This window comes from Uruburuella suis (assembly GCF_004341385.1).
Lineage (GTDB): Bacteria > Pseudomonadota > Gammaproteobacteria > Burkholderiales > Neisseriaceae > Neisseria > Neisseria suis.
The window spans coordinates 1-24,995 of the sequence record NZ_SLXE01000029.1; the positions used below are offsets into that span (position 1 = coordinate 1).

At 51.2% G+C, this 24,995-nt stretch carries 33 protein-coding genes; 10 read left to right on the forward strand and 23 right to left on the reverse strand.

Annotated features, from left to right (window positions below; genetic code table 11):
* Nucleotides 1-523: 523 nt before the first annotated feature.
* Nucleotides 524-1,327, reverse strand: a complete 804-nt coding sequence (locus EV680_RS09610; RefSeq protein WP_132954526.1) for a cytochrome C assembly family protein — start codon at nucleotides 1,325-1,327, stop codon at nucleotides 524-526.
* Nucleotides 1,328-1,438: 111 nt separating this feature from the next.
* On the opposite strand from EV680_RS09610, the gene ffh reads away from it, so the two are divergent.
* Complete coding sequence (gene ffh / locus EV680_RS09615) at nucleotides 1,439-2,800, forward strand: signal recognition particle protein (RefSeq protein ID WP_132954527.1); 1,362 nt, start codon at nucleotides 1,439-1,441, stop codon at nucleotides 2,798-2,800.
* A 277-nt stretch (nucleotides 2,801-3,077) separates the two neighbouring features.
* Here the strand turns inward: ffh and glpQ are convergent, their stop codons facing one another.
* Nucleotides 3,078-4,124, reverse strand: coding sequence for a glycerophosphodiester phosphodiesterase (glpQ, locus tag EV680_RS09620; protein WP_207894332.1), 1,047 nt, complete (start codon nucleotides 4,122-4,124; stop codon nucleotides 3,078-3,080).
* Nucleotides 4,125-4,253: 129 nt separating this feature from the next.
* Nucleotides 4,254-5,429, reverse strand: coding sequence for a phosphoglycerate kinase (locus EV680_RS09625; protein WP_132954529.1), 1,176 nt, complete (start codon nucleotides 5,427-5,429; stop codon nucleotides 4,254-4,256).
* Nucleotides 5,430-5,627: 198 nt separating this feature from the next.
* Here EV680_RS09625 and EV680_RS09630 point away from each other — a divergent pair, with 198 nt between their 5' ends.
* On the forward strand, nucleotides 5,628-6,146 hold the full coding sequence (locus EV680_RS09630) for a hypothetical protein (protein ID WP_243650389.1): 519 nt from the start codon (nucleotides 5,628-5,630) through the stop codon (nucleotides 6,144-6,146).
* Nucleotides 6,147-6,167: 21 nt separating this feature from the next.
* The gene (locus EV680_RS09635; RefSeq protein ID WP_132954530.1) at nucleotides 6,168-6,644 is read left to right on the forward strand and encodes a GNAT family N-acetyltransferase; all 477 of its coding nucleotides are present in this window, start codon (nucleotides 6,168-6,170) and stop codon (nucleotides 6,642-6,644) included.
* Between the two features lie 67 nt (nucleotides 6,645-6,711).
* Here the strand turns inward: EV680_RS09635 and EV680_RS09640 are convergent, their stop codons facing one another.
* Nucleotides 6,712-7,194, reverse strand: coding sequence for a TlpA disulfide reductase family protein (locus tag EV680_RS09640; RefSeq protein WP_132954531.1), 483 nt, complete (start codon nucleotides 7,192-7,194; stop codon nucleotides 6,712-6,714).
* Between the two features lie 239 nt (nucleotides 7,195-7,433).
* Between EV680_RS09640 and arsC the strand changes: the two genes are divergently transcribed.
* From arsC to fba, 7 genes are all read left to right on the forward strand, one after another.
* Nucleotides 7,434-7,805, forward strand: a complete 372-nt coding sequence (gene arsC, locus EV680_RS09645) for an arsenate reductase (glutaredoxin) (protein ID WP_132954532.1) — start codon at nucleotides 7,434-7,436, stop codon at nucleotides 7,803-7,805.
* A 4-nt stretch (nucleotides 7,806-7,809) separates the two neighbouring features.
* Nucleotides 7,810-8,469 carry a YdcF family protein gene (locus tag EV680_RS09650; RefSeq protein ID WP_132954533.1) on the forward strand — a complete coding sequence of 220 codons (660 nt, stop codon included), beginning with the start codon at nucleotides 7,810-7,812 and terminating at the stop codon, nucleotides 8,467-8,469.
* Nucleotides 8,470-8,911: 442 nt separating this feature from the next.
* Complete coding sequence (locus tag EV680_RS09655) at nucleotides 8,912-9,334, forward strand: CopD family protein (RefSeq protein ID WP_132954534.1); 423 nt, start codon at nucleotides 8,912-8,914, stop codon at nucleotides 9,332-9,334.
* 16 nt (nucleotides 9,335-9,350) lie between these two features.
* Nucleotides 9,351-9,821 (forward strand): CYTH domain-containing protein, encoded by a 471-nt coding sequence (locus EV680_RS09660; protein ID WP_132954535.1) that lies wholly within the window; start codon nucleotides 9,351-9,353, stop codon nucleotides 9,819-9,821.
* A 10-nt stretch (nucleotides 9,822-9,831) separates the two neighbouring features.
* Nucleotides 9,832-10,215, forward strand: coding sequence for a hypothetical protein (locus EV680_RS09665; RefSeq protein ID WP_132954536.1), 384 nt, complete (start codon nucleotides 9,832-9,834; stop codon nucleotides 10,213-10,215).
* A 150-nt stretch (nucleotides 10,216-10,365) separates the two neighbouring features.
* Nucleotides 10,366-11,646 carry a glutamate-1-semialdehyde 2,1-aminomutase gene (hemL, locus tag EV680_RS09670; protein ID WP_132954537.1) on the forward strand — a complete coding sequence of 427 codons (1,281 nt, stop codon included), beginning with the start codon at nucleotides 10,366-10,368 and terminating at the stop codon, nucleotides 11,644-11,646.
* Nucleotides 11,647-11,782: 136 nt separating this feature from the next.
* Nucleotides 11,783-12,847: a class II fructose-bisphosphate aldolase gene (gene fba, locus EV680_RS09675; RefSeq protein ID WP_132954538.1), complete on the forward strand. Its 1,065-nt coding sequence runs from the start codon at nucleotides 11,783-11,785 to the stop codon at nucleotides 12,845-12,847.
* A 228-nt stretch (nucleotides 12,848-13,075) separates the two neighbouring features.
* Here the strand turns inward: fba and EV680_RS09680 are convergent, their stop codons facing one another.
* The 19 genes from EV680_RS09680 to rplE form a co-directional block, all read right to left on the reverse strand.
* Nucleotides 13,076-14,389 (reverse strand): NCS2 family permease, encoded by a 1,314-nt coding sequence (locus EV680_RS09680; protein WP_132954539.1) that lies wholly within the window; start codon nucleotides 14,387-14,389, stop codon nucleotides 13,076-13,078.
* 538 nt (nucleotides 14,390-14,927) lie between these two features.
* Nucleotides 14,928-16,259 carry a tRNA (N6-isopentenyl adenosine(37)-C2)-methylthiotransferase MiaB gene (miaB, locus tag EV680_RS09685; protein WP_132954540.1) on the reverse strand — a complete coding sequence of 444 codons (1,332 nt, stop codon included), beginning with the start codon at nucleotides 16,257-16,259 and terminating at the stop codon, nucleotides 14,928-14,930.
* 14 nt (nucleotides 16,260-16,273) lie between these two features.
* The gene (locus EV680_RS09690; protein ID WP_132954541.1) at nucleotides 16,274-16,648 is read right to left on the reverse strand and encodes a hypothetical protein; all 375 of its coding nucleotides are present in this window, start codon (nucleotides 16,646-16,648) and stop codon (nucleotides 16,274-16,276) included.
* A gap of 426 nt (nucleotides 16,649-17,074) precedes the next feature.
* Entirely contained in the window at nucleotides 17,075-17,458 is a 384-nt protein-coding gene (rplQ, locus tag EV680_RS09695) for a 50S ribosomal protein L17 (protein ID WP_132954542.1), read from the reverse strand.
* Nucleotides 17,459-17,482: 24 nt separating this feature from the next.
* Nucleotides 17,483-18,469 carry a DNA-directed RNA polymerase subunit alpha gene (locus EV680_RS09700; protein ID WP_132954543.1) on the reverse strand — a complete coding sequence of 329 codons (987 nt, stop codon included), beginning with the start codon at nucleotides 18,467-18,469 and terminating at the stop codon, nucleotides 17,483-17,485.
* A 25-nt stretch (nucleotides 18,470-18,494) separates the two neighbouring features.
* Nucleotides 18,495-19,115, reverse strand: a complete 621-nt coding sequence (rpsD, locus tag EV680_RS09705; protein ID WP_132954544.1) for a 30S ribosomal protein S4 — start codon at nucleotides 19,113-19,115, stop codon at nucleotides 18,495-18,497.
* An 18-nt stretch (nucleotides 19,116-19,133) separates the two neighbouring features.
* Nucleotides 19,134-19,529 carry a 30S ribosomal protein S11 gene (rpsK, locus tag EV680_RS09710; protein ID WP_002216249.1) on the reverse strand — a complete coding sequence of 132 codons (396 nt, stop codon included), beginning with the start codon at nucleotides 19,527-19,529 and terminating at the stop codon, nucleotides 19,134-19,136.
* 18 nt (nucleotides 19,530-19,547) lie between these two features.
* Nucleotides 19,548-19,910 (reverse strand): 30S ribosomal protein S13, encoded by a 363-nt coding sequence (rpsM, locus tag EV680_RS09715; protein ID WP_132954545.1) that lies wholly within the window; start codon nucleotides 19,908-19,910, stop codon nucleotides 19,548-19,550.
* 59 nt (nucleotides 19,911-19,969) lie between these two features.
* Nucleotides 19,970-20,083, reverse strand: coding sequence for a 50S ribosomal protein L36 (gene rpmJ / locus EV680_RS09720; RefSeq protein WP_003697674.1), 114 nt, complete (start codon nucleotides 20,081-20,083; stop codon nucleotides 19,970-19,972).
* 20 nt (nucleotides 20,084-20,103) lie between these two features.
* Nucleotides 20,104-20,322, reverse strand: coding sequence for a translation initiation factor IF-1 (gene infA / locus EV680_RS09725; protein WP_003684714.1), 219 nt, complete (start codon nucleotides 20,320-20,322; stop codon nucleotides 20,104-20,106).
* Between the two features lie 6 nt (nucleotides 20,323-20,328).
* The gene (gene secY, locus EV680_RS09730; RefSeq protein ID WP_132954546.1) at nucleotides 20,329-21,642 is read right to left on the reverse strand and encodes a preprotein translocase subunit SecY; all 1,314 of its coding nucleotides are present in this window, start codon (nucleotides 21,640-21,642) and stop codon (nucleotides 20,329-20,331) included.
* A gap of 16 nt (nucleotides 21,643-21,658) precedes the next feature.
* A complete protein-coding gene (gene rplO / locus EV680_RS09735) occupies nucleotides 21,659-22,093 on the reverse strand; it encodes a 50S ribosomal protein L15 (RefSeq protein WP_132954547.1) in 435 nt (144 codons plus the stop codon).
* Nucleotide 22,094: 1 nt separating this feature from the next.
* On the reverse strand, nucleotides 22,095-22,280 hold the full coding sequence (gene rpmD, locus EV680_RS09740; RefSeq protein WP_132954548.1) for a 50S ribosomal protein L30: 186 nt from the start codon (nucleotides 22,278-22,280) through the stop codon (nucleotides 22,095-22,097).
* Nucleotides 22,273-22,791 (reverse strand): 30S ribosomal protein S5, encoded by a 519-nt coding sequence (rpsE, locus tag EV680_RS09745; RefSeq protein WP_132954549.1) that lies wholly within the window; start codon nucleotides 22,789-22,791, stop codon nucleotides 22,273-22,275. Before rpsE ends, rpmD begins: the two co-directional genes overlap by 8 nt.
* 21 nt (nucleotides 22,792-22,812) lie before the next feature.
* On the reverse strand, nucleotides 22,813-23,166 hold the full coding sequence (gene rplR / locus EV680_RS09750) for a 50S ribosomal protein L18 (protein ID WP_132954550.1): 354 nt from the start codon (nucleotides 23,164-23,166) through the stop codon (nucleotides 22,813-22,815).
* Between the two features lie 13 nt (nucleotides 23,167-23,179).
* On the reverse strand, nucleotides 23,180-23,713 hold the full coding sequence (rplF, locus tag EV680_RS09755; RefSeq protein WP_132954551.1) for a 50S ribosomal protein L6: 534 nt from the start codon (nucleotides 23,711-23,713) through the stop codon (nucleotides 23,180-23,182).
* 14 nt (nucleotides 23,714-23,727) lie between these two features.
* Complete coding sequence (rpsH, locus tag EV680_RS09760) at nucleotides 23,728-24,120, reverse strand: 30S ribosomal protein S8 (protein ID WP_132954552.1); 393 nt, start codon at nucleotides 24,118-24,120, stop codon at nucleotides 23,728-23,730.
* Between the two features lie 14 nt (nucleotides 24,121-24,134).
* Nucleotides 24,135-24,440, reverse strand: coding sequence for a 30S ribosomal protein S14 (rpsN, locus tag EV680_RS09765; RefSeq protein WP_132954553.1), 306 nt, complete (start codon nucleotides 24,438-24,440; stop codon nucleotides 24,135-24,137).
* Between the two features lie 2 nt (nucleotides 24,441-24,442).
* Nucleotides 24,443-24,982, reverse strand: a complete 540-nt coding sequence (gene rplE, locus EV680_RS09770) for a 50S ribosomal protein L5 (RefSeq protein WP_132954554.1) — start codon at nucleotides 24,980-24,982, stop codon at nucleotides 24,443-24,445.
* Nucleotides 24,983-24,995 lie beyond the last annotated feature (13 nt).

The following is a 24,995-nucleotide window of genomic DNA, read 5'->3' on the forward strand; positions in this document are numbered from 1 at the left end:
GAACTATACCCAAACCACCAAAACCCGTCAACATCTATCTGCAAAAATATTTACAATAAAATATCACCCGATTGTTTTAGCTGGGTATTTTTTATCAACTCTCCCCTCCATTTCCTGCCAGTCAAAACAATGCAGAGAACAATATCGTACTAAGGCCGTCTGAAAAGGGGTTCAGACGGCCTTTGCGATTATTTCAATATGCAATGCAATCCCAGGCAAGAATACACAAAACAGCCTATGCGCATCGGCATATTATGGGCAATTCCAAAGAACTTTGAGATTTAATTTTACGATAAGATGATTTTGTGTGATTTCGCGCTTTTGTAGCAGAAACTTCATCAAGCTACTTGCGCTTTTATTGCAAATACATTACATTTCCTTACATAAAGAGCAAACGCTCGGAAAAGCCAAGTACACAAAGGCATAATTAAAGAGAGAGAATGCTCCGCGAGGGGTAAAGTTGATATGCAATATAAACAGGCTGCCGGATATCCGGCAGCCTGTTTTTCGTTAGGGGATGTTGTCAACGCTGCAAAATCACTTCCAGCACAAATTTGCTGCCGACATAAGCGAGCATCAAGCTGACAAAACCGATAATGGTCCACACCGCAGCCTGCTTGCCCCGCCATGCACTCAGGTGGCGTTTGGACAAGAGCGCGCCATAAATCAGCCACGATAAAATGCCGAACACGGTTTTATGGGTGAGCCCTGCGGGCTTACCGAATACTTCTTCAGCAAAAAACGTGCCGCTGACCACAGAAAATGTGAGCAACAAAAAGCCTATCCACATGCCCTGAAACATTAACTTTTCCAAACTCAGCAGCGGCGGCAGAAACGACACCATCGGCGAAAATTGGCGCTTGTGCAGATTGCGGTTCAGCAGCAGAATCAGCACCGCCAGCAAAGTAACGATGCCAAACAGGCCGTAGGCCAACAGTGAAGCGCCGACATGCAGCATAAACGGCCAATTGCTGATTTGGTAGCCAACGTAATGGCCGGGAAACACCGCCGCGAGCAATAAGGAAAAAGCCGCACAGGGATAGAGCAGCAATTGCAGCCCGCGCAAACGGTAGAAGAAGCTGCCGACCCAATACATGGTGAGCATCAGCCACACAATCAGGCTGACGGAATAGCCAAACCCCATCACCAGCACATGGTCGTGCAGCACCGGCAAAATCAGCACCAAGCCGTGCACCAAAAGCGCCGGTGCCAAAATGGCGAGCTCGGTTTTCAGTGGATAATGCCGGGCATTTTTTTTCTGATGGTGCCATACAAACACAGCCAGGCCGGCATACACCAGCATCAGGCAAATCAGGACAATAGGCATGGCAAACTCTCTGTTGCGCGCATATTCACAAATGCGTCTGTAGTGTAGAATATGGCAATTTTAGCAAATAACGCCTGCTTGCGGGCGGCTATTCTCATATTAAGGATACGCATGTTAGACAATTTAACCAGCCGCTTCAGCAATGTTTTTAAAAACATCCGCGGCCAATCCAAACTCACGGAAGACAACATCAAAGAAGCCTTGCGCGAAGTGCGCCTGGCCTTGCTGGAAGCCGATGTGGCGCTGCCCATCGTAAAAGACTTTGTCAACAACGTCAAAGAAAAAGCGCTCGGCCGCGAAATCACCGACAGCCTCACGCCCGATCAGGCTTTTATCGGCGTGGTGAATGAAGCCTTGGTCGATTTGATGGGCAAGGAAAACAGCTCGCTCAATCTGGCCGCTGCGCCGCCGGCGGTGGTGTTGATGGCCGGTTTGCAGGGCGCAGGTAAAACCACCACCGTGGGCAAGCTTTCGCGCCTACTGAAAAACGAGCAAAAGAAGAAAATTCTGGTGGTGTCTGCCGACGTTTACCGCCCTGCCGCCATCGAGCAGCTGAAATTATTGGCCGAACAAGTGGGTGTGGATTTTTTCCCGTCGGATGCCGGCCAGCAGCCGGTGGACATCGCCCGCGCAGCGGTGGATTATGCCAAAAAGCATTTCTACGATGTGTTGATGGTGGACACCGCCGGCCGCCTGGCCATTGATGAAGCGATGATGAACGAAATCAAAGCGCTTCATGCGGCGGTGAATCCGGTGGAAACGCTGTTTGTGGTGGACGCTATGCTCGGCCAAGATGCGGTGAACACGGCGCAGGCATTTAATGAAGCGCTGCCACTCACCGGCGTAATTCTCACCAAAATGGACGGCGATTCGCGCGGCGGTGCGGCTTTATCGGTGCGCCAAACCACCGGCAAGCCGATTAAATTTATCGGTATCGGCGAAAAGGTGAACGGGCTTGAGCCTTTCCACCCCGACCGTATTGCCAGCCGCATTCTCGGCATGGGCGACGTGCTCACTTTGATTGAAGATGTGCAAAAAGGCATCGATGAAGAAGTGGCCGCCAAAATGGCGAAAAAGCTGCACAAAGGCAAGGGCTTTGATTTAAACGACTTTAAAGAGCAAATCCAGCAAATGCGCAATATGGGCGGGCTGGAAAACATCATGTCGAAAATGCCGGGCGAAATCGGCCAGCTTTCCAAGCAGATTCCCGAGGGCACGGCCGAAAAAGCCATGGGTCATGTGGAAGCCATTATCAATTCGATGACGGCCAAAGAGCGCGCCAACCCTGCCCTGCTCAAAGCCAGCCGCAAGCGCCGCATTGCCGCAGGCTCAGGCACCACCATTCAAGAAGTGAACAAAATGCTCAAGCAATTCGAGCAATCGCAGCAGATGATGAAAATGTTCAGCGGCAAAGGCATGGGCAAACTGATGAATATGGCCAAAGGCATGAAAGGCAGATTTCCGGGCATGTAATCGGTTTCAGACGGCCTGTGATATATATGTGATAAAAAGGCCGTCTGAATCGATTTTAAAGCAGCCTTGAGATTTAACTTTTACCTTAAAGTTTCTGCCTCAGCATAAAGGCCGTCTGAAAACATATAATGTTTCAGACGGCCTGCTTTTTTATTTGGGGCCGCTTCAATCGATTTCAAAACAGCTTGAGCTTTAGCTTTTCTCCAAAGTTGTTGCAATATGACAAAGGCCGTCTGAAACATTATATGTTTTCAGACGGCCTTTATGATTGTTTGAATCACTTCTTCAAATACTGCGCCAAAGTATCGGGAAAATCGGTGAAAATGCCGTCGGCTTTGGCCTGCTCAAACAAGGCGGCATACATTTCATCGATATTGCGCACATAAGGCGGCAGCGTTTCGCGGCGCACGGTGTAGGGGTGCAGCTGCAATTGGGTGGTTTGGATATCGGCCACCATCGGCGTGGCCACGATATGGCCGGGACGCGATTGTTTTTCATCCAGCAGCATATACCAAGCAGGGCCCACACCATCGGCGTAGCGGGCGATTTCTTTCATCGCGCCGGGTTTGAACATCCAATCGTAATCATAATTCACCCAACGCCCGTTTTGGCGCGCCTGCGTTTCGCCCCAATCGCTGTAGGCCACAAGCTGCACCAGTTTCACATTCATGCCCATTTGTGGCAGCAGCTCGGTTTTGATGCGTTTGAGCTCGTTGAAATCAAAGGTTTGCAGATAAACCGGATCGCTTTTTTGCGTGTAGCCGTATTTTTTCAGCATTGCCAACGTGGCGCGGGCGATGTCTTTGCCTTCTTGGTGGTGCAGCCACGGCGCTTTGATTTCGGGGTAAATGCCGATGCGTTTGCCGCTGGATTTTTCCAGGCCGCGCACAAACTGCAATTCTTCTTCAAAGGTGTGGATTTTAAACGACCCTTGCCACAGCGGAAAACGATCGGGATACACCGGCACTTGTTTGCCGTTTTCGGTTTTGAAATTTTCCGTCATTTGCAGCGAGCGGATTTCGGCCAGCGTGAAATCGGGCACATAATATTTGCCGTCGGCGCGCGCGCGGCCGGGGAATTTCTGCGCCACATCGGTGAGGCCGTCGAGAAAATGGTCGTGTATCACCACAAGGTGATTGTCTTTGGTCATCACCAAATCTTGCTCGAGATAATCCGCACCCTGGCCGAATGCCAAGGCCTTGCTCTCCAGTGTGTGTTCGGGTAGATAGCCGCTGGCGCCGCGGTGGGCGATAATCAGTTTGTCTGCTGCCAAAGTGTTTGCTCCGATAAGCGCCAATGCCAGGAAACACAGCCATTTTTTCACGATGATGCCTTTAATGGAATGAATGTGCGGCCAGCATACACAGCGTTGATGACAATTATATGTAAAGATGCCGTCTGAAACTTCAGACGGCATCTTTTATAGCATATACCGGTGTTTAGCGGTCAACACTCAAGCGCGTTTTTCCAACACGGCCACAGCGGGCAGCTCTTTGCCTTCCAAAAATTCCAAAAACGCACCGCCGCCGGTGGAAATATAACTGATTTGGTCGGTGATGCCGAATTTGGCAATGGCCGCCAGCGTGTCGCCGCCGCCGGCAATTGAGAAGGCGTTGCTTTGCGCAATGGCTTTGGCCAAAGCTTCGGTGCCGCCGGCAAATTGGTCGAATTCAAATACGCCCACGGGGCCGTTCCACACGATGGTGCCGGCGGCTTTGAGCAACTCGGCCAGTGCGGCGGCCGATTGCGGGCCGATATCGAGAATCATGTCGTCGGCTGCTACATCGTCCACCGATTTAACCGTGGCTTTGGCATCGGCTGCAAATTCGGAAGCCACCACCACATCGGTAGGCAGTGGCACCACGCCGCCTTTGGCAGCCATTTTGGCCATGATTTTTTTCGCTTCGTCTACCAAATCGTGCTCGGCCAGCGATTTGCCGATGGGCTTGCCCTCAGCCAGCAAAAAGGTGTTGGCAATGCCGCCGCCCACGATGAGCTGATCCACTTTATCGGCCAGGCTTTCCAAAATGGTGAGCTTGGTCGACACTTTGCTGCCGGCCACAATCGCCACCATGGGATGTGCCGGCGCTTTGAGGGCTTTGCCCAGCGCATCGAGTTCGCCCGCCATCAACACACCCGCACAGGCCAGCGGTGCGGCTTGCGCCACGGCTTCGGTGGACGCTTGCGCACGATGAGCCGTGCCGAACGCATCGTTTACAAACACATCGCACAAAGCCGCATAAGCTTTGCCCAATTCGAGATCGTTTTTCTTCTCGCCTTTGTTGATGCGCACGTTTTGCAGCATGGCCACGTCACCGGCTTTGAGCGCAGGCTTTTGCTCGCGCCAATCGTTGAGCACGCGCACTTCTTTGCCCAAAAGCTTACCCAAATGGGCGGCCACGGGCGCAACATCGTCTTCAGGCTTGAACTCGCCCTCGGTGGGGCGGCCCAGATGCGACATCACAATCACAGATGCGCCATTGTCCAAACAATATTGAATGGAAGCCAAAGAAGCGCGGATGCGGGTGTCGTCACTGATGGCACCGTCTTTAAACGGCACGTTCATATCGGCACGGATCAATACGGTTTTGCCTTGCACGTTTTGATCGGTGAGTTTCAAAAAAGCCATGTCGGTGTCCTTGTGGGTGAATGAAACAAATCGGGGTAATTATGCGGCAAGCCTGCGCAATGGTAAAGCCGCGCGTTGTCGGGGCTTGATGTGCATCACCTTACACGCAGCTACATTATCCGCACGATATGCAGTACAATCGCAGCAGCCATATGGCCGTCTGAAAAACTTGATCATCAATAACAAGGAAATCGTGTTATGAACAAAAAAATCACCGCCCTTGCTTTCGCCGGCTTCGCCGCCCTTGCTTTATCGGCCTGCTCCGGCAATAAAGCCCCCACTGAAGAGCGCACCGGTGCCGCCGGCAGCGCCGCCAAACCGGCCGCCTCAGCAAGCGCCGGCAATTGCCGCAGCATTCCCACGCCGGCGCCCACCAAAGGGCGCAATGATGCTTATTTGTGCTCGGCCTCTGCCGCCTTGAATTCTGCCGAAGCCAAAGAAGTGCTCGATCCGGCCATACGCGTGAGCTACGGCAATGTCGGCGCCAACACGCTCACTTCGCGCCAAGTGGCCAATGCCGTGGGCAAAACCCCTGAAGAAACCTGCCAACGCGCTTTTTTAAACACCGTTAAGCGCTTCCAAACCACCGCTGCCCAGCGCGGCAGCAAATCGGTGCGCGTGATCAGCTATTTCGATAAGAAAACCGTTGGCGGCGGCCAATACGAATGCCACATCGGCACGTGGAACAGCCGCGTGGTGCTCAAAGGTAATCTGTAAACCCCTTCTCGCTGAAACACAATGACCGCAATTACCATCAAACCGCTGGCCGCCTGCCCACAGCATATTGATCAGCTTGCCGATGCCCTGCATGCCCAATGGCACGATTTTGTGCCTTGGGCAAACCGGCAGAAAATTGTGGCGCGCTACCAAGATGCCTTGGCCGGCGGGCAGCTTTTCCCACAAGTGTGGATGGCCGAAGACGCGCAAAGCCGGCTGCTCGGCTCGGCATCGGTGAAAGAATACGATTTAAACTATCATGAAGCCGCCCGCTATTGGCTGGGCGATGTGTTTGTGCTGCCCGAGCATCGCGGCTGCGGTGCCGGCAAAGTGCTGGTGCACACAGCCATCGATTTTGCCCGCGCTCAGGGCGTGCAGCAGCTTTATCTCTACACGCCCGATATGCAAAACCTCTATGAGCGCTATGGCTGGCGGCGCATTGATGAGCGCTGGGTGAATGGCGAAACGGTGTCGATTATGCTGATGGACATCGTTTGATTCAAAAGGCCGTCTGAAAAATAATTTCAGACGGCCTTTTGAATGATTTTTATTGATGCCACAACCATTATGCAGCGCATTTCGCACGCGCAGCCGCCAAAGCAGCATCCAGCTTTTTCGCCGTCACTTCACCGAGCAAAGTTTGGCGGTAGCCGCACTTGGGTGCTTCCACCACGGTAAAGGGCAAGCCGCCGATGCTGTTGCCAAAGCTTTTCATCCACGCGCGGCTGTCGTTGCCGCTGTAGCGCCAGATCGGATAGCGCACCGGCGTGGTTTTTAAAAATCTGCCGATATTCTCGCTGCTGTCGAGCGCAATGCCCACCATATCGACGCTGCCTTTTTTCTGCTTTTGATACCATGCCGACATTTCCGGCATTTCCTTGCGGCAGGGGCCGCACCAAGTGGCCCAAAGATTCACCACCCGCACCGGTGCTTTGAGTGCGTTCACATTTTCGGGCGCATTGCTTTGCCAATCCTGCAAATCGGCCGCCACGGCCTGCGCACCTGCGGCGAGTAAAGCCGCTGTTAGAAATACGGTGATTTTTTTCATTTTATCAAGGCCTTCTCAAAATCGATAACCATGCCAAACCTAAAAATAAACTAACCCGGCGGCGAGCCGAAAACAGGATATTAGGTTTGCTAATGGGCTATTGTAACCGCAACAAGCGCCCCTATCTTTAGCGCCATATCAATAATTGCTTAAAAATCCCGGCCGCCGCACGCGACAAGGGGCAAGCCGTGCTTTACAATGAAACCAAACATCTCTTTGCCGCACCTGAGGAATCTGCCATGCCCGAAACCGTTATCCTGTATCACAATAATCGCTGCAGCAAATCGCGCGCGGCGCTTTCCTTGCTGCAATTGCGCGGCTTGAAAATCAAAGTGGTGCATTATCTCGACACCCCGCCCGATGCCGATGAGCTGAAGCAGCTTTACCGCCGGCTCAAGCTCGATTCGCCGCGCGGCATGATGCGCACCAAAGATGCGCTTTACCGCGAACTTGCGCTCGACAACCCGGCCTTAAGCGATGAAGCGCTGATTGCCGCCATGGTCGAGCACCCCGCCCTTATCGAGCGCCCGATTGCCGTATTCGGCCAACAAGCCGCCATCGGCCGCCCGCTGGAAAACATTGAAGCGATTCTGCCCGACCACACCTCCTGAGCCCATGTCTATTCCGCTTTGGCGCAGCCGCACCGGCTTGCGTTATTATCTTTTTCACGGCATTGCCCTGAGCCTTTTGCTGGTAGTGCTCGCGCTCGGCGCATGCGTGTGGTCGGTTTACAGCACCGGCAACCGTCCTTTGGCCGCCGATGCGCGCGCCGATGCGGCGGTGGTTTTGGGCGCAGCCGCCTGGGACAAACGCCCTTCGCCTGTGTTTCAAGAGCGCATCAACCACGCCATCGCCCTCTATCAGAGCCACCGCGTTGAAAAATTGGTGTTTACCGGCGGCACGCCCAAGCAGGGCTTTATGACCGAAGCACAAGTGGGCCGGCGCTACGCCATCAAGCAAGGTGTGCCCGCACGCGATATTTTGTTTGAAAACACCTCGCGCGACACTTATCAAAATCTGATTAACATCAAACCTTTATTGCGTGAACACGATATCCAAAGCGTGATTATCGTCAGCGATCCTTATCATTTGGCACGCGCCGCCGCCATTGCCGACGATCTCGGCATCAATGCGCAAACCTCGGGCACGCCCACCAGCCGCTACAGCGAATCACGCAACAAAAACCGCTTTCTGATGCAGGAGAGCTATGCCTTGTTTTTATATTATTGCAATCACTGGGGCGAGCGCCTGCTGGAATGGCTGAAGCTGGCTTAGGGTCTGCTCACATTTCATCACGCAACATTCTTTTGGCTCAAAAACGCGCCTGCTGCGTTGAAAATGCTCGCAAAGTGTCCAACCTTGCTGCGCTTTTCGCCTTGCAAGCACGCTTTTGCCCTCAAAATCTTACTCGCGGATGAATTGTGAACAGACCCTAGAAGCTTTCAGACGGCCTTGGCAACCTCTGCTTAATCTTCCCCGCAATGCTGAGGGACTTTGCCACATTTCAGCCGTAAGTACGATTTTGAGCGCAAAAGCGTGATAACAAAACGGAAAACGCAGCAGGTGCGTTTTTTTTACCGGCATTACCCAGCTATAAAATGCAGACAATCTCCAAAGATTTTTTCAGACGGCCTCGACAACGTTTGCCCAATCTTCCCCACAATGTTTAATCTTTTAACGTTACAATAAGCCATTATCCAACCTAAGGCCGTCTGAAATGTATCTTTGGTTCAAGCTGCTGCATGTATTCTTTATCATTTCCTGGTTTGCCGGCTTGTTTTACCTGCCGCGCATTTATGTGAACCTCGCCCAAGTGGAGCCGGGCAACCGCTCGGAATACCAACGCCTGCTGGGCATGGCCGAGCGCCTGTTTAAATTTATGACACCCTTGGGCATAGGCGCGATTGTTTTCGGCTTTGCCATTCCGTTTGTCACCGGCTGGTGGGGGCAAGGCTGGGTGCACACCAAAATCACCCTCGGCGTGATTTTGCTCGGCTATCATTTTTACTGCTACCGCCTGCTGCTCGATTTTCAAGACAACCGCAACCGCTATTCGCATAAATGGTATCGCGTGTTTAACGAAATTCCCGTGGTGATTATGGTGATTGCCCTTTATCTTGTTGTGTTCAAACCCTTCTGAAAAGGCCGTCTGAAAAATGACCGTAGAAATCGAACGCCGCTTCCTGCTTAAAAACGACAGTTGGCGCGCAAAAGCCGGCGCGCCGCAAACCCTGCGCCAAGGCTATTTGAGCGTGGAAAAAGAGTGCACCATCCGTGTGCGCATTATCGGCAACCGCGCCTGGCTCACCCTCAAAGGCTATATTTCCGATGTGTCGCGCAGCGAATTCGAATACGAAATTCCGCTCGCGCATGCCGAAACCATGATGGCCACCATGTGCCCCTTCAAGCTGGAAAAACACCGCTACGAAATCGAACATGAAGGCTTTGTATTTGAAATCGACGAATATTTCGGCGACAACGCGCCCTTGGTGGTGGTGGAGCTGGAGCTGCCCGATGAAAACGCCCCATTTGCCAAGCCCGATTGGCTGGGCGAAGAAATCACGTCAAACGGCTGCTATACCAATGCGTATTTAAGCAAACACCCTTATTCAAAATGGGAAAAATAAAGGAATCAATATGTTCGACACCTTAAAACAAAAATGGCATCAATTTGAAGCCGAGCACCTCACCCCGAAAGCGCCCGAGCCCATCACCTACCATGCCGTCATCAGCGCCGATTATTTGGCCGGCGAAGCCAACGGCAAAGAGTTCGGCCGTGTGGCCTGGCAAGATATCGAGCTGGTGGTAATCAACATCGAAGGCGATTTCGAACCTTTCCCTTATTGGTATATCGGCCACGCCGAGCAAGGCGTGCGCTTGCCGCAAGACACCGCCAATATGGCCGATGTGCTGGCCGCGCTGGCGCAGCATCTGCCGCATTTCGCTTCCGCCACCACCCGCAAAGAAATCGACACCGCCATGCAGGCGGCAGAAGGCCGCTATTATATTTGGCAGCGCTAGGGTCTGAAACAGATTACACCTCTCCGATCCATTTTGAATCTGCCCTCAATAGCAAAAGGCCGTCTGAAAGCTGTTAAAATAACGCCCGACAATCATTGGGCAACCAAGCCGTTTCAGACGGCCTTTTCTCATTCAGCAAGGATTTCGCACATGAACCGAAACGAACAACTTTTCAACCGCGCCAAAGCCATTATCCCCGGCGGCGTGAATTCACCCGTGCGCGCTTTCGGCAGCGTGGGCGGCGTGCCGCGTTTTATCCAAAAAGCCCAAGGCGCTTATGTGTGGGATGCCGATGGGCAGCGCTATATCGATTATGTCGGCTCGTGGGGGCCGGCCATTGTCGGCCATGCCCACCCCGAAGTGATTGAAGCCGTGCGCGAAGCCGCTTTGGGCGGTTTGTCGTTTGGCGCGCCCACCGAAGCCGAAATCGTGATTGCCGAAGAAATCGCCAAAATCGTGCCCAGCGTGGCGCAATTGCGCCTGGTCAGCTCCGGCACGGAAGCCACCATGAGCGCCATCCGCCTGGCGCGCGGCTTTACCGGCCGCGACAAAATCATCAAATTCGAAGGCTGCTACCACGGCCATTCCGACAGCCTTTTGGTTAAAGCCGGCAGCGGCCTGCTCACCTTCGGCAACCCCAGCTCCGCCGGCGTGCCTGCCGATTTCACCAAACACACGCTGGTTTTGTCCTACAACGATGTGGCGCAGCTGGAAGAAACCTTCGCCCGAATCGGCGACGAAATCGCCTGCGTGATTTTAGAGCCGTTTGCCGGCAACATGAATTTAGTGAGGCCGTCTGAAGCCTTTGTGGCCGCCTTGCGCGCCCTCACCGAAAAGCACGGCGCCGTGCTGATTTACGATGAAGTGATGACCGGATTCCGCGTGGCTTTGGGCGGCGCGCAATCGCTGCACGGCATCACACCCGACCTCACCACCATGGGCAAAGTGATCGGCGGCGGTATGCCGCTGGCGGCTTTTGGCGGCCGCGCCGACATTATGGCCTGCATTTCCCCGCTCGGCGGCGTGTATCAGGCCGGCACCTTGTCGGGCAACCCCGTGGCCGTGGCCGCCGGCTTGAAAACGCTGGAAATCATTCAGCGCCCCGGCTTTTATGAAAACCTCAGCGCGCGCACCGAGCAGCTCACCCAAGGCCTGCAAGCCGCAGCCGATGCGGCCGGCGTGCCGTTTGCCACCGATTTTATCGGCGGCATGTACGGCCTTTATTTCGCCGCCACATTGCCGCAAAGCTATGCCGACATGACCCGCACCGACACCGAAGCCTTCAAACGCTTCTTCCACGGCATGCTCGAGCGCGGCGTGGCTTTCGGCCCCTCGGCCTACGAAGCCTGTTTTATGTCGGCCGCCCACACGCCCGAATTGATAGACGAAACCGCAGCCATTGCGCATCAAGCCTTTGCCGCCATGGCATAATGCGAAGAGGCCGTCTGAAAGCGTTCAGACGGCCTGCCTTCTCTATCCGCAAGCTTCATCAACAAGCAGCCGATAAACTGCTATAATCTTGATTGCTGTTTCACACTACAACCCACTACAAACCGAGGAGCTTCTCATGGCACTTGTATCCATGCGCCAACTGCTGGACCATGCGGCGGAACACAGCTACGGCCTGCCTGCGTTTAATGTCAACAATCTCGAACAAATGCGCGCCATTATGGAAGCCGCCGACCAAGTGAACGCGCCCGTTATCGTGCAAGCCAGTGCCGGCGCGCGCAAATATGCCGGTGCCCCATTTCTGCGCCACCTGATTTTGGCCGCCATTGAAGAATTTCCGCATATTCCCGTGGTGATGCACCAAGACCACGGCGCCTCGCCCGATGTGTGCCAGCGCTCGATTCAGCTGGGCTTCAGCTCGGTGATGATGGACGGCTCGCTTTTGGCCGACGGCAAAACGCCCGCTTCCTATGAATACAACGCAGAAGTCACCCGCAAAGTGGTGGAATTCTCTCATGCCTGCGGCGTGTCGGTAGAAGGCGAAATCGGCGTGCTGGGCAACCTCGAAACCGGCGAAGCCGGCGAAGAAGACGGTGTGGGCGCAGTGGGCAAGCTCTCGCACGACCAAATGCTCACCAGCGTGGAAGATGCCGCCCGCTTCGTGAAAGACACCGGCGTGGATGCGCTGGCCATCGCCATCGGCACCAGCCACGGCGCTTATAAATTCACCCGCAAGCCCACAGGCGATGTGTTGCGCATCGACCGCATCAAAGAAATCCACGAGCACCTGCCCAACACCCACTTGGTGATGCACGGCTCAAGCTCGGTGCCGCAAGAATGGCTCGCCATTATCAACGAATTCGGCGGCAACATCGGCGAAACCTACGGCGTGCCGGTGGAAGAAATCGTGGAAGGCATCAAACACGGCGTGCGCAAAGTGAATATCGACACCGACCTGCGCTTGGCCTCCACCGGCGCCATCCGCCAATTTATGGCCGAAAACCCGGCCGAATTCGACCCGCGCAAATACCTCGCCAAAACCGTCACCGCCATGAAACAAGTCTGCATCGACCGCTATCTGGCGTTTGGTTGCGAAGGCCAAGCCAGCAAAATCAAGCCGGTTTCGCTGGATGCCATGGCCGAAAAATACGCCAAAGGCGAATTGAACCAAATTGTGAGATAAGCAGGCTCATCAACACAACAGGCCGTCTGAAAGAAAGCATTCAGACGGCCTGTTTATTAATGGATGCAAATTGATAAAGCGGTGAGCCAAAGCCGACAAAATTTAAATGGTTTAAAAAAATCAATCTTTTGAAAAGCAGACGTTGGATTACAGCCTTGGCCGCATCCTATACATCAAACAGGCCGTCTGAAAAAACGTTTCAGACGGCCTGTTGCCAACATGATTAAATCAAGCGCCCAAAAACCAAAATTTGGCCGCCCACAACACCGCCACAATCCACACCATAGGCGGCACATCGCGCGCCTTGCCGCACAAAAGCTTGATCACAGCATAGCTGATAAAGCCCATGGCGATGCCGTCGGCAATCGAATAGGCAAAAGGCATAAACACAATAGTCAGAAACGAAGGTGCGGCTTCGGTCATATCGTGCCAATCGATTTCCGTGGCGCTGCGCATCATGTGCACACCCACATAAAGCAGCGCCGGCGCGGTAGCAAACGCGGGCACGGTTTGCGCCAGCGGCGAAAACCACAAGCAAGCCAGCATCAACACGCCCACCGTCACCGCCGTCAAACCCGTGCGCCCGCCGGCGGCCACGCCCGAAGCGCTTTCGATATAAGGCGTGGTGGAAGAAGTGCCCAGCGCCGCGCCGGACACAATCGCAGTAGAGTCGGCCAACAAGGCGCGTTTCAAACGCGGCAGCTTGCCGTTTTTTAGCAAACCCGCACGGTGCGACACCCCCACCAGCGTGCCGGTGCTGTCAAACAAATCCACTAAAAAGAAAACAAAAATCACGCTCACCATGCTCACGGTAAACAGATCTTTAAAATCCATCTGCATAAACGTGGGCGCAATGCTGGGCACGCTGCCGATCACCCCTTTGAATTCACTCAAGCCCATCATCACCGCAATCGCGGTAATCGCCAAAATGCTCAAAATAATCGCACCGCGCACCCGATAATGATCCAACACGATAATCATCAAAAAGCCCAGCATCGCCAGCAAAGCGGAAGGATTATGCACATCGCCCATGCTCACCAGGGTGGCCGGATTGGCCACAATAATGCCCGCGCCTTTGAGCGCAATCAGCGCCAGAAAAAGGCCGATACCGGCGGCAATCGACATTTTCAGCGACATCGGCAACGCATTCACCAAAGCTTCGCGCACTTTAAACAAGCTGAAAACAATAAAAATAATGCCCGACACAAATACCGCGCCCAACGCCACCTGCCAAGGCACACCCATGCCTTTGACCACCGCATAAGTAAAATAAGCATTCAAGCCCATGCCCGGCGCCAAGGCAATCGGATAATTGGCCAGCATGCCCATCACAAAGCAGCCGATGGCCGAAGCGATGCAAGTGGCCACAAACACCGCCCCGATATCCATGCCGGTTTCCGACAGAATCAATGGGTTGACGATAATGATGTAGCACATGGTCAGAAAAGTGGTCAGGCCGGCGAGCAATTCCGTGCGGACATTGCTGCCGTTTTCTTTCAGCTTGAATAATTTTTCAAACAAGCCTTTGTGTGTGTCGTTCATAATATCAAGGTAAAACAAAGTAAATGAGAGAGCGCATTATAACGCTTTTAACCAATAGCCACGCCTTTTGTTGACAATTTCAAGCGACTGCCCTCTTTTCTGTGGCATTTATGTATAAGGCCGTCTGAAAAGTTTCAGACGGCCTTTGAAAGCACAACAAGGTTTAACATCTGGCACGCATTTACAACGCGGCTACAACGCGGCAGACACATTTTGGGGCCAATACATTGCCGCGAAATGCAATATGAACAGGCTCTATAATGAAGTGCATAAAAAAGTGATACGGCGGGTAGGTTGGGTTGCAAACCCAACAAATCTACAAGCCGTCTGAAACGTTGGGGTTATCAACCCAAGCTGCACCGTTGTAAAATGGCGTTCCGTGTCACTTTTGCTTGCATTTCACTATAGTACAGAAACCGATGTAAGCCGTAGGCACGATTAATACCAATCCAAAAAAATAAACCATGATAAATATTACATAAAAAGGCCGTCTGAAAGGTTTTCAGACGGCCTTTGATGCCGGTTTCGTTAAAGAAGCTTATGCCTCGACACGGACCACTTCGCCACGCAGGGAAAAAGTAAACGCTTCTTTGATTTCGATATCCACCATTTGGTTGATTAAACGCGGCTGCCCGGTAAAATTCACCACACGGTTGTTGGCCGTGCGCGCCTGCAATTGATCCGGATCTTTCTTGGACACACCTTCCACTAAGCAGCGTTGCACCGTGCCTATCATGGTTTGATTGATGCGGGCCGTTTCCGCCTCAATCACTTCATTCAGCGCTTCCAGACGGCGCACCTTTTCCTCATGCGGCGTATCGTCTGCCAGATTCGCCGCCGGTGTGCCCGGGCGCGGGCTGTAAATAAACACAAAACTCAAATCAAAGGCGATGTCTCGCACCAACTTCAAAGTTTGCTCGAATTCAGCTTCGGTTTCACCCGGAAAGCCGACAATAAAATCAGAGCTCAAACACAAATCAGGGCGGATGGCACGCAGCTTGCGGATAATCGATTTATATTCCAGCGCTGTGTAGCCACGTTTCATGGCGCTCAACACCCGATCCGAGCCGCTTTGAATCGGCAAGTGCAAATGGGAAACCAGCTTGGGTAAGTCGCGGTAGCATTCGATAATGCGCTCGCTGAATTCTCGCGGATGGCTGGTGGTAAAACGCATGCGTTCAATGCCCGGAATCTCGTGCACAATGCGCAAAAGCATGGCGAAATCGCAAATCTCACCATCATCCATCAGGCCGCGGTAAGCATTCACATTCTGGCCGAGCAGATTAATCTCTTTCACGCCTTGTTGCGCCAAATTGGCCACCTCTGTCAGCACATCGGCCAACGGACGGGAAAATTCCTCACCGCGGGTATAAGGCACCACGCAAAAGCTGCAATATTTGGAACAGCCTTCCATAATCGACACAAATGCCGAGCCGCCTTCCACGCGCGCCGGCGGTAAATGATCGAATTTTTCGATTTCCGGAAAGGAAATATCAACCTGTGCACGGCCGGTTTCTTTTTTATCATCTATCATTTGCGGCAAGCGGTGCAAAGTTTGCGGGCCGAACACCACATCCACAAACGGCGCCCGCTTCACTATCGCCTCACCTTCCTGTGAAGCCACACAACCGCCCACACCGATAATCAGATTGGGATTTTTCGCCTTTAAAGGCCGCACCCGCCCCAAATCGGAAAACACTTTTTCCTGCGCTTTTTCACGCACGGAGCATGTGTTGAACAAAATGATATCGGCCTCATCAGCCTCGCTTACCTGCACCAAATCGTCACCTTCGGCCAGCACCGACAGCATTTTTTCGCTATCGTATTCATTCATCTGGCAGCCAAAGGTACGGATAAATACTTTTTTCATGTTGATTGCATTCGCTACAATTGCCCGGCAGCACGTTGCTCGAAAATACGCTGCTCAGGCTCGGTTAAAATCCAAATCTCGGTAATATTGTTGCCGCTATCTCGGCGGACAGCCACGGTTTTCCCCACATGCGATGCCAATTTGCCGCGCACAATAAAACGGTTGCGCTCATCTTTCACACGCAAACCCGAGGTAACGTTAAAAACGCGGCTGTTGTCCAGCCAGCCCAAGGTTAAAATCTTCAGCCAAGAAATGCCATTATTGCCCAATACAATCTGCGGATAAGCCACTTCTTTGAGCACGGCCACATCCATATCATCCGGCACGGCGCGCTGCGCCCAGCCCACTGAAGAACACAGCAACAACATCACAGCAAATATGCGATACATTTTCCCCTCCCCTGATTATTGGCCCGCCGGCCACACACAGATTGCATAGTGAATAAAAAAATAATACACAAAAAAACTAAAGATTACCTAAAGCGTCCTGACTATTCGTTTATGAGGGGGATTTTATTTCTGAGAATGCAGATGCAAGGCAAAAAACATAGCAAGGTTGGACACCTTGCGAGGCTTTTTAACGCGGCAGTACGTTTTCAGGGACAACACCACCCGTAAATCAAAATGTCAGGACGCCCTAGCAAGAATAATGCCTCACCTTAATCGCTATACATCACCAGCTTTACCTTGTATCACTTTATTCTTGCCTTCACTATAACACAATGCTGCATTTTCAGACGGCCGCCAACCACTCAGATGCCGACCGTCATGAAAAGAAAAAACCAGCCGGCCGGCTGGTTTTTCAAGATACACGACTTAAGCTTGCTCGGCAGTGGCTTCAGCAGCTTTGTCCACCAGCTCAACCAGTGCCAAAGGTGCATTGTCACCCTTACGGAAGCCGTATTTCAATACACGAACATAACCGCCGTTACGTGCAGAAAAACGTGGGCCCAATTCGTCAAACAATTTAACCACCACATCGCGATCGCGCGTGCGGTTAAATGCCAAACGGCGGTTAGCCAAAGAAGGCTTTTTACCCAAAGTAATCAAGGGTTCAACCACTCGGCGCAGCTCTTTGGCTTTAGGCAGAGTAGTCACGATGGTTTCATGGGTCAACAAAGAGTTTGCCATGTTACGCAGCATTGCAGCGCGGTGGCTGCTGGTGCGGTTTAATTTACGATTGCCATTACGATGACGCATGTCATTATCCTTTAATCTTCAAACTTACGGCTTTTCCAAGCCCACAGGCGGCCAAGCTTCCAGTTTTGATCCCAACGTCAAGCCTTTAGAGGCCAGCACTTCTTTGATTTCATTCAAAGATTTGCGACCCAGATTCGGCGTTTTCAACAACTCGGTTTCAGTACGTTGAATCAAATCACCAATATAATAAATATCTTCAGCTTTCAGGCAGTTAGCCGAACGCACAGTCAATTCCAAATCATCTACCGGGCGCAACAGAATCGGATCGATCGGAGGCGCTTTTTCTTCCACCTCTTCAACCGGCGTTCCTTGCAAATCGGCAAAAATAGACATTTGGTCAATTAAAATGCGTGCGGCACTGCGAACAGCCTCTTCAGGCTCAATCGAACCATCGGTTTCAATATCCAAAACCAAACGATCCAAGTCTGTACGCTGTTCTACACGTGCGGGTTCAACTTCAAAGCTAACACGGCTGATGGGCGAAAAGCTCGCATCCAGTTGGATGGCACCGATCTGCTTGTTGTCATCGCGCAAAGCGCGGCGACCGGACACAGATTGATAACCACGGCCTTGCTCTACCTTGATTTCCATTTCGATATTGCCATTGTCAGACAAATGACAAATCACATGACCCGGATTGATGATTTCAACATCGTGCGGCAGATCGATATCACCTGCCACCACAGGGCCGGCACCGGATTTTTTCAAGGCCAGCTGAACTTGACCACGGCCGTGCAGCTTGAATACCACGCCTTTGAGATTCAACAAGATGTCAACCACATCCTCTTGAACGCCGTCCAAAGTCGAATATTCATGCAACACGCCGGTAATGGCCACTTCAGTGGGCGCAAAGCCATTCATGGATGACAGTAAGATACGACGCAAAGCATTACCTAAAGTATGGCCGAAACCACGCTCAAAAGGCTGCATAGACACTTTGGCGCGGGTTGCAGACAAAGTATCGACATCAATTTGACGAGGTTTCAAGAATTCGGAAGTGCTGTTTTGCATTTAACTGTCCCTCACTTAACCAGCATTATTTAGAGTAGAACTCTACCACCAGCTGTTCATTAATATCGCCAGTCAATTCTGAGCGATCCGGCATATTTTTAAATACACCTTCCATTTTGGTTGCATCCACAGCCACCCAAGAAGGCATGCCGATTTGCGCGGCCAAACCCAAGGCTTCCTGAATACGGACTTGCTTTTTCGCTTTTTCGCGAACAGCCACCACATCACCGGCCTTCACTTGGAAAGACGGGATATTGACAATTTGACCGTTAACGGTAATGGCTTTGTGCGATACCAATTGACGGGCTTCGGCACGGGTAGAGCCATAACCCATACGGTATACAACATTATCCAAACGCGACTCCAGCAATTGCAACAGCAATTCGCCGGTAGAACCTTTACGGCGTGAAGCCTCTGCAAAATAACGGCGGAATTGACGTTCCAAAACGCCGTAAATGCGGCGGATTTTTTGTTTTTCACGCAATTGCAAACCATAATCCGACAAACGCGGCTTACGGGCGCCATGCTGACCCGGAGCAGAGTCGAGTTTACATTTGGATTCTAAAGAGCGGCGTGCGCTTTTCAGAAACAAATCGGTGCCTTCACGGCGAGCTAATTTACATTTCGGGCCGATATAACGTGCCATTTCTCAATCACTCCAATATTAAATACGACGTTTTTTAGGCGGACGGCAACCGTTATGAGGCAACGGGGTAACGTCGGTAATGCTGGTAATCTTGAAACCAAGAGCGTTGAGCGCACGAACAGAAGATTCACGACCGGGACCCGGGCCTTTAATGCGAACTTCCAGATTTTTCACGCCATACTCTTGGGCAACTTTACCAGCGGCTTCTGCAGCTACCTGAGCTGCAAACGGTGTACTTTTACGTGAACCTTTAAAACCCGCACCACCAGAGGTAGCCCAAGATAATGCATTGCCTTGACGGTCGGTAATAGTAATGATGGTATTATTAAAAGATGCATGTACATGCACAATACCTTCACTCACGGTTTTACGTACTTTTTTGCGTACACGCGAGGCTGTGTTTGCTTTAGCCATTAATCAAATCCTTAAAAATTATTTTTTACCGGCAATCGCTTTACGCGGGCCTTTACGGGTGCGCGCATTGGTACGAGTGCGCTGACCGCGGCAAGGCAGGCCGCGACGATGGCGGAAGCCGCGATAGCAGCCCATATCCATCAAACGTTTGATACTCATGGTCACTTCACGACGCAGATCGCCTTCTACTTCATATTTGGCAACTTGTTCACGCAAAGATTCCAATTGGGACTCATCCAAATCTTTTACCTTGGTGCTCGGCACAATGCCGGCAGCTTCGCAAATCAATTTAGCACGAGTAGCGCCAATACCGTAAATGGCTTGCAAACCGATTACGATATGGGCGTTATTAGGGATATTCACCCCTGCAATACGAGCCATATTTTTTCCTTTAGGGCAAAAAGTCTGTCACTATAACACAAAACCCGAGCTGATGTAAATCAACCTTGACGTTGCTTGTGACGGGGGTCAGTACAAATCACACGTACCACGCGATTACGACGGATAATCTTGCAGTTACGGCAAATTTTCTTTACAGAAGGTTGTACACGCATTCTTCTTCCTTTCTTTAAAATTAGCGCGCCCGGAATACGATACGCGCACGGGTCAAATCGTAAGGCGTCAGCTCTACTGTCACCTTATCGCCCGGCGAAATACGGATATAGTGCATTCGCATTTTGCCGGAGATATGACCCAAAACCACATGATCATTTTCAAGCTTTACCTTAAATGTCGCATTGGGCAAGGTTTCTAAAATCTCGCCCTGCATTTGTATGGTATCTTCTTTAGCCATAGTATATTACTTACGGGATAGTGATTTCATATCAGAACGCTTCATCAAATGTTCATACTGCTGTGTCATTCTGTAAGAAGCAATCTGCGTACTGAAATCCATGGTTACTACTACCAAAATCAGCAATGAGGTACCACCCAAGTAAAACGGAACATTCAAAGCTGTTGTCAAAAACTCAGGGATCAAACAAATTATGGTGATATAAAGTGCACCAAAAAAGGTCAGGCGCAATACCACTTTTTCCAAATATCTTGATGTCTGCTCACCCGGTCGGATACCCGGCACAAATGCACCGCTTTTCTTCAAATTCTCAGCCATTTCACGCGGACTGAAAACCAATGCTGTGTAAAAATAGCAGAAGAAAATAATGGTTGCGGCAAACAGCAAAATATACACCGGCTGGCCATGCTGCAACAAAGCTGCCGCCTTATAAAACCAATTATCGGTATTGGTCGAACCGAACCAGCTCAACAAGGTGGACGGAAACAAAATGATGCTAGAAGCAAAAATAGGCGGAATCACACCGGCCATATTCAGCTTGAACGGCATATGGGTAGACTGGCCTTGAACCAACCGGTTTCCCACTTGGCGTTTGGCATAATGCACAGGAATCTTGCGCTGGGCACTCTCAAAATACACCACCACATAAATCAGCAGCAACGCACCGATAACAATAGCCACAGCCATCAACATGCTCATCGAGCCTTGGCTGGTTAATGTCAACAAACGCGAAATACCGGCAGGAATACCGGCCGCGATACCAGCAGTAATGATCAGCGAAATACCGTTCCCAATCCCCCGCTCAGTCATTTGCTCACCCAGCCACATCAAAAACATTGTGCCAGTAACCAAACACACCACAGTGGATACATAAAATTCAAGCTGAGACGCTACCACGATATTTTGTTGGTAAACAAAAGTAGCTACGCCAAAGCTTTGCAGCAGTGCCAACAAAACCGTACCGTAACGCGTATATTTGGTAATCACACGTCGCCCAGCCTCGCCCTCTTTTTTCAATGCCTTCAACGAGGGCATGATTTCAGAAGCCAGCTGAACGATAATGGACGCCGAAATATAGGGCATGATGCCGATGGCAAAAATACTAAAGCGCTCGAGTGACCCGCCGGAAAACATGTTTAACATGCCCAGCATGCCACCACTTGCGCTTTCATAAAGTTTAGCCAACGCGGCAGCATCCACACCCGGTACCGGAATATGGGCACCTATCCGAAATACCACCAATGCACCCAATAAAAACAATAACCGGTTTTTTAAATCACCAAACTTAGAAAGTCCTGATGAAGATTGTCGATTTGCCACGTTTGTCGTCCAGACCTTATTCTTCTACTTTACCGCCAGCAGCTTCAATAGCAGCTTTGGCGCCTTTGGTTGCTTTGATACCCTTCAGGGTAACCGCACGGCCAACCTCACCGGAAGCAATCACCTTAACATTCAGCGCATTCGCAGCAACCAAACCAGCTTGTTTCAAAGTCAAAACATCGATTTCATCCACAGCAACCAAAGCCAGTTCGCTCAAGCGTACTTCAGCATTAGTGGCCGCAGTCAATGATTTGAAACCACGTTTGGGCAAGCGGCGTTGCAACGGCATTTGGCCGCCTTCAAAACCGACTTTGTGGAAACCACCGGAACGGCTTTTTTGGCCTTTATGGCCACGACCGCCCGTTTTGCCCAAACCGCTACCGATGCCGCGACCCACGCGGCGTTTAGCGTGAGTTGCACCTTCAGCAGGTTGAATAGTATTCAAAAACATATTACGACTCCACTTTCAAAAGGTAGCTGATTTTATTAATCATGCCACGATTTTCGGGGGTATCTAATACTTCAACGGTGTGTTCACGACGACGCAAACCCAAACCGCGAGCACAAGCACGATGTGACTCAATGGTGCCAATCAGGCTTTTTACCAAAGTCACTTTAATCTTTTTTTGTTCACTCATGATCAGATCCCAAAATTTGTTCTACGGTTAAGCCGCGCTTGGCAGCAATATCCGCCGGTGTGTAGAGCTTGGCCAAACCGTCCAATGTTGCGCGAACAATATTGTAAGGGTTGGTTGAACCGTGCACTTTGGCAGAAATATTGTGTACGCCCATTGCATCAAAAACCAAACGCATCGGGCCGCCGGCCTTTACGCCGCTACCTTCTTTGGCAGGCTGCATAAACACACGGGTTGCACCATGGCGACCAATCACTTCATGATGGATGGTGCCGTTTTTCAACGGTACTTTAATCATATTACGACGGGCTTGATCCATTGCTTTTTGCACAGCAACCGGCACTTCTTTTGATTTGCCCTTGCCCATGCCGATGCGGCCATCGCCATCACCTACCACGGTCAAGGCCGAGAATGCCATAATACGGCCCCCCTTAACCACCTTGGTTACACGGTTTACGGCAACCATTTTCTCTACCAGGCCGTCACCGCGTTCTTCAATTTCATGTTTTGCCATCTCAGGTCTCCAAAATCTTTATTAGAAGCTCAAACCGTTTTCACGTGCGGCTTCAGCCAAAGCTTTTACACGACCGTGATATTGAAAGCCTGAGCGATCAAATGCGACTTTTTCCACGCCGGCAGCCTTGGCTTTTTCAGCAATACGCTTGCCTACCAAAGCAGCTGCTTCGATGTTGCCGCCTGATTTCAAGCCATCACGCACTTCGGCTTCCAAAGTAGAGGCTTGCGCCAATACTTCACCACCCTCAGCACTGATCACTTGGGCATAAATATGGCTGTTTGTGCGGAAAACACACAATCTCACCATTTTCAAATCTGCAATACGGGCACGGGTTTTGCGTGCGCGGCGCAGTCTTGTTGCATGTTTATTCATTAGTGAGCCTCAATTATTTCTTCTTAGCTTCTTTCATCACCACAACTTCGCCAACATAGCGAACACCTTTACCTTTATAAGGCTCCGGCGGACGGAAATTGCGGATTTCGGCAGCAACCTGACCAACAACCTGCTTGTCGGCACCGGTCAACACGATCTCGGTTTGAGACGGCGTTTGCACTGTAATACCTTCCGGCATTTCGTAAACGATGGGATGAGAAAAACCTAAAGACAAATTCAATGTTTTGCCCTGAGCTTGGGCGCGATAGCCCACGCCGATCAACTGAAGTTTTCTTTCAAAACCCTCAGACACACCTTTAACCATATTGGCAACCAGTGCACGGACAGTGCCGGACATTGCACCTGAATGCTTGCTGTCATTAGTGGCAGCAAAAGTGATTTGACCGTCATTCAGCTCAACAGCTACATCGTCAGTCAGCGGAAATGACAACTCGCCATTTTTACCCTTAACTGTCAATTTATCCGTTCCGAATTTTACTTCTACGCCAGCAGGAACAGTTACTGGATTTTTCGCTACGCGAGACATCTAAACTCTCCCTATCAGGCAACCACGCACAACAACTCACCACCAATGCCGGCTGCGCGGGCTTTGCGATCAGTCATTACGCCTTTTGAAGTACTAACGATAGCCACACCCAAACCGTTCATTACGGCGGGAATATCATTAGAGCCTTTGTAAACACGCAAGCCCGGACGGGATACGCGCTTAATTTGCTCAATCACAGGGCGACCTGCGTAGTATTTCAATTGAATTTCCAATACCGGTTTTGCATCAGCAGAAACCGCGAAGTCTTCGATATAGCCTTCTTCTTTCAAAACATTGGCAATTGCACATTTCAGTTTTGAAGAAGGCATCGCTACCGCAACCTTGCTTGCGCGTTGCGCATTGCGGATACGGGTCAACATATCGGAAATAGGATCATGCATACTCATATATTCTACTCCTATTACCAGCTGGCTTTAATCACACCCGGGATTTCACCACGCATGGCGATTTCACGGATTTTGGTACGACCCAAACCGAATTTGCGGAAAGTGCCACGGGGACGACCGGTTAAAGCGCAACGGCGGCGCTGGCGAACCGGAGATGCATTGCGGGGAATGGCCTGGAATTTCAGGCGAGCCTCGAAACGATCTTCGTCAGAAACGCTGGTGTCATTGATTACTGCAAAAATTGCCTCACGTTTGGCGGCATATTTTTTTGCCAATGCAGCACGCTTCAATTCGCGATTAATAAGTGCTTTCTTAGCCATGATTATCCTTTAAACGGAAACTTAAACAGCGACAGCAAAGCTTTGGCTTCTTCGTCGGTTTTTGCAGTAGTGGTCACAGTAATGTTCAAACCACGCAGCGCATCGATTTTATCGTATTCGATTTCCGGGAAAATGATTTGCTCGCGCACACCCATATTGTAGTTACCACGACCATCGAAAGACTTGCCGCTTACACCACGAAAGTCGCGTACACGCGGCAAAGCCACGGTTACCAGACGATCCAGGAATTCAAACATTTGATCGCGACGCAAAGTTACCTTGCAGCCCACCGGATAGTTATCACGGATTTTAAAACCGGCAATGGATTTGCGCGCAACAGTTACCACAGGTTTTTGACCCGCAATTTTTTCCAAATCGGCAACAGCATGTTCCATTACTTTTTTATCAGCAACCGCTTCGCCCACGCCCATATTCAAAGTGATTTTTTCGATACGGGGCACTTCCATAACTGATTTGTAGTTAAACTGCTTCATCAGCTCAGGAACCACAGTGCTGTTGTAAAACTCTCTTAAACGTGCCATGTTATTTCAACTC

Coding starts and splice junctions, on each gene's coding strand:
- rplF (WP_132954551.1), bottom strand. CDS start 23,713: ATGTCTCGCGTAGCGAAAAATCCAGTAACTGTTCCTGCTGGCGTAGAA.
- rpmD (WP_132954548.1), bottom strand. CDS start 22,280: ATGAGTGAACAAAAAAAGATTAAAGTGACTTTGGTAAAAAGCCTGATT.
- miaB (WP_132954540.1), bottom strand. CDS start 16,259: ATGAAAAAAGTATTTATCCGTACCTTTGGCTGCCAGATGAATGAATAC.
- rpsH (WP_132954552.1), bottom strand. CDS start 24,120: ATGAGTATGCATGATCCTATTTCCGATATGTTGACCCGTATCCGCAAT.
- rpsM (WP_132954545.1), bottom strand. CDS start 19,910: ATGGCTCGTATTGCAGGGGTGAATATCCCTAATAACGCCCATATCGTA.
- rpsE (WP_132954549.1), bottom strand. CDS start 22,791: ATGGCAAAACATGAAATTGAAGAACGCGGTGACGGCCTGGTAGAGAAA.
- rplR (WP_132954550.1), bottom strand. CDS start 23,166: ATGAATAAACATGCAACAAGACTGCGCCGCGCACGCAAAACCCGTGCC.
- EV680_RS09630 (WP_243650389.1), top strand. CDS start 5,628: ATGAACAAAAAAATCACCGCCCTTGCTTTCGCCGGCTTCGCCGCCCTT.
- rplO (WP_132954547.1), bottom strand. CDS start 22,093: ATGTTTTTGAATACTATTCAACCTGCTGAAGGTGCAACTCACGCTAAA.
- EV680_RS09690 (WP_132954541.1), bottom strand. CDS start 16,648: ATGTATCGCATATTTGCTGTGATGTTGTTGCTGTGTTCTTCAGTGGGC.
- EV680_RS09665 (WP_132954536.1), top strand. CDS start 9,832: ATGTTCGACACCTTAAAACAAAAATGGCATCAATTTGAAGCCGAGCAC.
- EV680_RS09610 (WP_132954526.1), bottom strand. CDS start 1,327: ATGCCTATTGTCCTGATTTGCCTGATGCTGGTGTATGCCGGCCTGGCT.
- EV680_RS09660 (WP_132954535.1), top strand. CDS start 9,351: ATGACCGTAGAAATCGAACGCCGCTTCCTGCTTAAAAACGACAGTTGG.
- hemL (WP_132954537.1), top strand. CDS start 10,366: ATGAACCGAAACGAACAACTTTTCAACCGCGCCAAAGCCATTATCCCC.
- rpsN (WP_132954553.1), bottom strand. CDS start 24,440: ATGGCTAAGAAAGCACTTATTAATCGCGAATTGAAGCGTGCTGCATTG.
- EV680_RS09650 (WP_132954533.1), top strand. CDS start 7,810: ATGTCTATTCCGCTTTGGCGCAGCCGCACCGGCTTGCGTTATTATCTT.
- EV680_RS09655 (WP_132954534.1), top strand. CDS start 8,912: ATGTATCTTTGGTTCAAGCTGCTGCATGTATTCTTTATCATTTCCTGG.
- rpsD (WP_132954544.1), bottom strand. CDS start 19,115: ATGGCACGTTATATCGGCCCGAAATGTAAATTAGCTCGCCGTGAAGGC.
- EV680_RS09680 (WP_132954539.1), bottom strand. CDS start 14,389: ATGAACGACACACACAAAGGCTTGTTTGAAAAATTATTCAAGCTGAAA.
- ffh (WP_132954527.1), top strand. CDS start 1,439: ATGTTAGACAATTTAACCAGCCGCTTCAGCAATGTTTTTAAAAACATC.
- arsC (WP_132954532.1), top strand. CDS start 7,434: ATGCCCGAAACCGTTATCCTGTATCACAATAATCGCTGCAGCAAATCG.
- EV680_RS09625 (WP_132954529.1), bottom strand. CDS start 5,429: ATGGCTTTTTTGAAACTCACCGATCAAAACGTGCAAGGCAAAACCGTA.
- rplE (WP_132954554.1), bottom strand. CDS start 24,982: ATGGCACGTTTAAGAGAGTTTTACAACAGCACTGTGGTTCCTGAGCTG.
- EV680_RS09640 (WP_132954531.1), bottom strand. CDS start 7,194: ATGAAAAAAATCACCGTATTTCTAACAGCGGCTTTACTCGCCGCAGGT.
- rpsK (WP_002216249.1), bottom strand. CDS start 19,529: ATGGCTAAAGCAAACACAGCCTCGCGTGTACGCAAAAAAGTACGTAAA.
- EV680_RS09635 (WP_132954530.1), top strand. CDS start 6,168: ATGACCGCAATTACCATCAAACCGCTGGCCGCCTGCCCACAGCATATT.
- rplQ (WP_132954542.1), bottom strand. CDS start 17,458: ATGCGTCATCGTAATGGCAATCGTAAATTAAACCGCACCAGCAGCCAC.
- fba (WP_132954538.1), top strand. CDS start 11,783: ATGGCACTTGTATCCATGCGCCAACTGCTGGACCATGCGGCGGAACAC.
- EV680_RS09700 (WP_132954543.1), bottom strand. CDS start 18,469: ATGCAAAACAGCACTTCCGAATTCTTGAAACCTCGTCAAATTGATGTC.
- rpmJ (WP_003697674.1), bottom strand. CDS start 20,083: ATGCGTGTACAACCTTCTGTAAAGAAAATTTGCCGTAACTGCAAGATT.
- infA (WP_003684714.1), bottom strand. CDS start 20,322: ATGGCTAAAGAAGATACCATACAAATGCAGGGCGAGATTTTAGAAACC.